The sequence below is a fragment of the Streptomyces sp. NPDC002619 genome (assembly GCF_042889305.1).
In the GTDB taxonomy this organism is placed as follows: Bacteria; Actinomycetota; Actinomycetes; order Streptomycetales; family Streptomycetaceae; genus Streptomyces.
On record NZ_JBIAQV010000121.1, the window covers coordinates 1 to 5,168 of the forward strand.

The 5,168-nt window shown below is 70.6% G+C and carries 4 protein-coding genes and 1 pseudogene; 2 read left to right on the forward strand and 3 right to left on the reverse strand.

The annotated features are described in order from the left end of the window. Window positions 1-197: 197 nt before the first annotated feature. On the forward strand, window positions 198-518 hold the full coding sequence (locus ACFYXB_RS45490) for a hypothetical protein (protein ID WP_389591366.1): 321 nt from the start codon (window positions 198-200) through the stop codon (window positions 516-518). 130 nt (window positions 519-648) lie between these two features. Here the strand turns inward: ACFYXB_RS45490 and ACFYXB_RS45495 are convergent, their stop codons facing one another. From ACFYXB_RS45495 to ACFYXB_RS45505, 3 genes and pseudogenes are all read right to left on the reverse strand, one after another. Beyond that, window positions 649-1,875, reverse strand: a complete 1,227-nt coding sequence (locus tag ACFYXB_RS45495) for a glutamate--cysteine ligase (protein ID WP_389591364.1) — start codon at window positions 1,873-1,875, stop codon at window positions 649-651. A gap of 20 nt (window positions 1,876-1,895) precedes the next feature. Next, window positions 1,896-2,732 carry a Rieske 2Fe-2S domain-containing protein gene (locus ACFYXB_RS45500; RefSeq protein ID WP_389591368.1) on the reverse strand — a complete coding sequence of 279 codons (837 nt, stop codon included), beginning with the start codon at window positions 2,730-2,732 and terminating at the stop codon, window positions 1,896-1,898. Between the two features lie 158 nt (window positions 2,733-2,890). Further along, window positions 2,891-3,322: pseudogene (locus ACFYXB_RS45505) on the reverse strand (LLM class F420-dependent oxidoreductase); the annotation flags it as partial. A gap of 366 nt (window positions 3,323-3,688) precedes the next feature. On the opposite strand from ACFYXB_RS45505, the gene ACFYXB_RS45510 reads away from it, so the two are divergent. Then, window positions 3,689-5,011: a PP2C family protein-serine/threonine phosphatase gene (locus tag ACFYXB_RS45510; protein ID WP_389591365.1), complete on the forward strand. Its 1,323-nt coding sequence runs from the start codon at window positions 3,689-3,691 to the stop codon at window positions 5,009-5,011. Window positions 5,012-5,168 lie beyond the last annotated feature (157 nt).

Here is a 5,168-nt window from a genome sequence, read left to right on the forward strand (position 1 = left end):
ATCATGCGGCGGCGCACCGCTCCAGGTGGTCAAGGACTACATCGAGAACCAGAAGCGGCCCGACTGAGTACGGACCGTTGGCGGAGCATTCCAGAGCGATGCTGCGGCGCTCCGCGCCGCAGCACTCAGGATCGGATTCCCTCCCCGCCTGAAGGCGGGGATTCCCTCCGAAGAAGAGGGATGGACTGTTGTGCACGGTGGACCTGGCCGCGACGCGTCGTGTACCGGGGGTCCTCGGTGCCTGGGCGGCGTCCGATCTGGGCGACGTGCCGCTCGTCCCGGCGATGCTGGATCCCGAGCTGGCCCGCGACCGGCCGTGGCCCGCGGTGGCCACGGACAGGGTCAGGTATGCGGGCGAGCCGGTGGCCCTCGTGGTGGCCGAGAACCGGAACCTGGCCGAGGACCGCCGGGACCGGGCGCGTGTCTCGACCGAGCCGCTGCCGACCGTGCTGGATGCCGAGCAGGCCGCGCGCGAGGAGGTCCGGCCCGTCTGCCGTTCTGCGCGCGGACGACCGTGACGCGGTGTACAAGGGTCTGGTCGCGGACTTGCGCGTCGCCGCCCGCGTCCTGGACGGCGAGGCAGGCGGCTGGGCCCGCTGAAGTCCGGGTGCAGCGGGAATGTCGCACGGCGGCTGATGTCCAGCGCCGTCACCCCGGCTTCTCGGCAGCCCGCCGTTCGACCGCTCCGGGTTGCGCCGCTTGTTCCGTGCGTGCCGTCACCATGTCCACCACTGCGGGTGGCCCACCAGAGCGGGCCGCCCGCCGCTGGGCCACGGAGCCGTCGCCTCGAGCCTTTAGCCTCTCGATCAGACCGGACACCGCATCCTCGTCCCCGCGAGCCTCCAGAACCGATCGCATGCGTCGGACCAGCCTCCCGGCCAACGGCGCGCAGCGAACAGCCTGCCAGGTCTCAGGATCCGGCGCATGGCCCAGCCAGCCGTCGCGCGCCGCGCGCCAGCAGCCGGCGCGGACCAGTTCACCGGGGACCTCGGGTCCGGCATCACCGTGCTCCACCCGCTCCAGTGCGGTCAGCACCAGAGCCCGCAGGAGAAGAGCGAGAGCAACCGTGTCCTGCGTCTCGGGCAGTACGTCCATGGCCCGGATCTCCACCGTCGGGTATCGGGGGCTGGGCCTGACGTCCCAGAGCGGCAGGTCCGGCGCGAGCATCGCTCCTGTAGCGGTCATCGCCTCAGCCATCCGCTCGTACTCTGCCATCGACGAGGCGTACGGCGGCGGGCCCAGACAGGGGAAGCGGCCCCGGATCGCCGTGCGCCAGCTCGCGTACCCGGTGTCCCGGCCCTGATGGAACGGTGAATTGGCACTCATCGCCACCAACAGCGGCAGCCACGGCCGCAGGTGATTGCTCACCAGCACCGCCTGCCCCCGCCCCGGAACACCCACATGCACGTGGCACGCACACACCGCGAAGTCGCCGAGCAACGTGCGGTACTGGTCCGCCTCCGCGCGATACCGCGGATGATCAGCGATCGCGCCCGGGTCTGTGCCACCGAGAATTGGCGTTCCTGAGGCACACAACCGCAACCCTTCCGCTCGCGCCGCTCGCGTCGCCGCGCAGCGCAGCCGCGCCAGTTCCGCGGACACCTCGGTCCCGTCCCGGCAGGGGCGCGTCCTCGTCTCCACCTGGTACAGGGTGAACTCGCCCGACACCGCGCTCCCCAGCACCGGGGTGGCGCGGCCCACCACACGCGGGCCTTCGGGCACCACCAGACGGCTGGAGGGGGAGATCACCAGGAACTCCTCCTCCACCCCCAGCGTGCCCGTCCCGGAACGCGGGACGACGTGTTCCTTGTCGCGCACGGTCGCCGTACGGACTCGCCCGTGTCGACCCGGTTGCGGGCCATCGGCGTTCGGCACGGATGGTCCTCCGGTGCTGCTCACTCCTGTACGAGCTGCACGTCGACCGTGCCGTCGGGGCCCACCTGGCAGTCGAACACCGGCTGCGGTGCGGTCGCCGGCCCGTGGACGTTCGCCCCGTCCGAGAGCCGGAACCTGCTGCCGTGCCACGGGCATGCGATACAGCCGTCGACGACCTTGCCCTCGTGAAGCGGCCCGTCCGCATGACTGCATCGGGCGCCCAGTGCGTTCAGCCGGCCGTTCTCGTCGCGGACCACGATCAGCGGCACCTCGCCGACCATACGCCGTACGGGTTCGCCGACCGGGAAGTCGTCCAGCACCCCGATCCGGTGCCGGCCCGCCTCGGCCGTGACGAGCACGGCCTCGGCGTGGTTGACACCGGCGGCCTGCCGGTAGGCGAGATGGCCGCCGAGCATGCCGCCGCCCGTCGCGACCGACAACCCGCCGAAGCCGAGTGCACGGCCGAGCGCGCCGTGGCCACGCGTCCGTGCCAGCAGCGAACCGGCGTACAGAGCGAGGGCAGCGACGTTCGCCGCGGCGTGGACCAGGCCCACACGTGCCTGCCGCGGACGCTGCTCCGCCCAGTCCACCCAGCCGGCCAGCGCCGCGGGCCCAGCAGAGGCCACTCCGACGGCCACCAGACGACGGGCGGCACGACTTTCACCGGGGAGCAGGTCGAGAAGCGCGGCCGAACTCCACGCGCCGATGGGCAGTTGTATCAGGACGGGGTGGAGCGGATGCCCGAGCCAGAGCCCGTGCAGCAGGTCCCGGCTCCGGCCCAGAGGCAGGGCGCGCACCACTTCGCGGACCTTCTCGATGAGGCCGTCCAATCGCTCCTGGCCTTCGAGCGCGTCCATCATCGACACCAGGGCACTGCCGGGCGGGTGTGGTCCTCGGTCTGTCGGTCTCGTAAGTCTCATGACGGCCGACTTCCCCTCTCGAAGCGAACGAATTATAAAGCGAACAAATTATGCGAATACTGGACAGTCATGCGCGACTCTCAGCCGGAGGCTCCTCACGCGAAGGCTTTTCGAAGCGCCGGTAGAAGGGACTTGGCGGCCCAGTCCAGGAACGAGCGCTGGCTTTCGCCACCGATCTGTACGAGGGCGATCTCGGTGAAACCTGCCTCGGCGTACGGGCGGATCGCGTCCAGGAACGCGTCCATGTCGTCGCCGCAGGGCACAGAGGCCGCCACGTCGTCTTCGGTGACGAACCGGGTGGCCGAGTCGGACGAGTCCGGATGGGGGAGTTCGGCGTTCACCTTCCAGCCGCCACCGAACCAGCGGAACTGGTCGTGGGCGCGCGCGACCGCGGACTCGCGGTCGGAGTCGTAGCACACGGGCAACTGTCCGACGCGCGGTCTGCCGGTACCCCCGTACCGGTCGAACGCCTCCAGCAGGTCCGCCTTCGGCTCCGTGGCGATGACGAGGTCAGCGTGGCGCGCCGACGCGACCCCTGCGACCCGGGTAGCCCGCACGGGAGCGGGTAAACCGAACGCCGCCGTCCGTTGACGACGTTCGGCCAGTGTCGCGGACCACCCGGTCACACCTGGTCACGACCGGTCGGGCGGCGAAGCCCCGCATGACCGCGGCCGATGGAGGTACCCGGCGTTCATGCCAGTACTGACCGACTCTTGGCCACGTCCCGGTCCTCGATCAGCACGGCAGACGTACCCTGCGAGGACGGGAAAGCGTCAATTGCCGGTTTTGTCTCTGACTCTCTCGGGCGCACAGCGGGGTTGTGGCTGAGGTCATCGAGCCCGGACACCGTGACGCCGGGCCTGGCGCTCGAGGCAGTTGCGAAGGAAGCGAGCATGGACGACTTCGAGGTGGACGACGCGGTGCAGCGAGCGCTGGACCGGCTGACGCTGCTGGCCGAGGTGACCACCGCTCTGTCCAGCACGCTGGAGCCGTACGAGGGGCTGCTGCGTGCGTGCCGCATCGTCGTACCCCAGCTCGCCGACTGGTGCGCGGTGGACCTCCTCGACGAAGGTGGTCGGCCGTGTCGTGCCTGCTTCGTCCACCGCGACCCGGAGACGCTGCCGCCCGAGGAACCGGCCGATCTGCTCGCTCTGGCGCAGGACGCCAGCGCCGACCCACTCGCCCGTGTCCTGCGCGGCAGCGGCCCGGTGCTCATCGAGGCCGGCAGCGGCATCGTGGCACCCGACCAGGCGGCCGATCCGCAGCGCGCCCGGCAGCCGGAGCTGTTCGACCAACTCGGTGCGCACACCGCCGCCGTCGCGCCGTTGCGGGCCCGTCGGCAGGTCGTCGGCGCGCTGACCGTCGCCCGCACCGGAGACCGGGCACCGCTGACCGAGAGCGACCTGGCCCTGGTCGAGGACTTGGCCCACCGGATCGCGCTGGCCGTGGACAACGCCCGCCTGTACCGCGAAACCCAGCACATCGCCGAACGTCTGCAACGCTCCCTCCTGCCCACCCTGCCCCGGACCGGCCCACTCAGGCTGGCCGGCCGCTACGTGCCCGCTGCCGCCACCGCGGAGGTCGGCGGCGACTGGTACGACAGCTTCACGCTGCCCATGGGCCAGACAACCCTGATCGTCGGCGATGTCACCGGGCACGACATACGCGCCGCGATCACCATGAGCCAGCTGCGCAACATGCTGCGCGGCATCGGCTGTGACCGGCAGGAGCCGCCCGGCGAGATTCTGCGCCGCCTCGACCTGGCCCACCACACCCTTTACCCCGATGCCACCGCCAGCTGCGTCTACGCCCTCCTCCAGAAGGACGAAGACGGCTCCTGGGCGCTGCAATACGCCAGCGCGGGCCACCTGCCACCCCTGCTCATCACCCACGACGGCACGACCCACTATCTCGAAGGCGGCTGCGGACTCCTCCTCGGCGTGGACCCCGACGTACCGCGCCTTGACGCCACCGAGCCCCTGCCCTCGCACTCCACCGTGCTGCTGTACACCGACGGGCTGATCGAACGCCGCGGCGAGGACATCGACGCGGGCCTGACCCGGCTGCGCCAGCACGCCGGCGCCCTGGTCCACGAGCCTCTTGACGCCTTCTGCGAACAGCTCCTTACCGCCCTGACCACAGACTGCACGGACGACGTCGCCCTCCTCGCGGCGCGGGTACCCGGCCCCGAGTACCGCCGCCGGACACTGTGGTGAGTGACCGGACATCTTGAGCGCAGGCCCCTCCCTTCAGGGAGGGGTTAGCTCATCTTTCAATTGCTCTGACGCGTAAATACGAACCGGCGTGGGCAAAACCGCAGGTAGCTGACCTCGCCTCCTACGTCGCCACCCCGCGGCGTGGTGTTGATCAAGG

Bases quoted from the DNA above. Each gene is read 5' to 3' on its own strand.
- ACFYXB_RS45510 (WP_389591365.1), top strand. From the start codon at position 3,689: ATGGACGACTTCGAGGTGGACGACGCGGTGCAGCGAGCGCTGGACCGG.
- ACFYXB_RS45500 (WP_389591368.1), bottom strand. From the start codon at position 2,732: ATGGACGCGCTCGAAGGCCAGGAGCGATTGGACGGCCTCATCGAGAAG.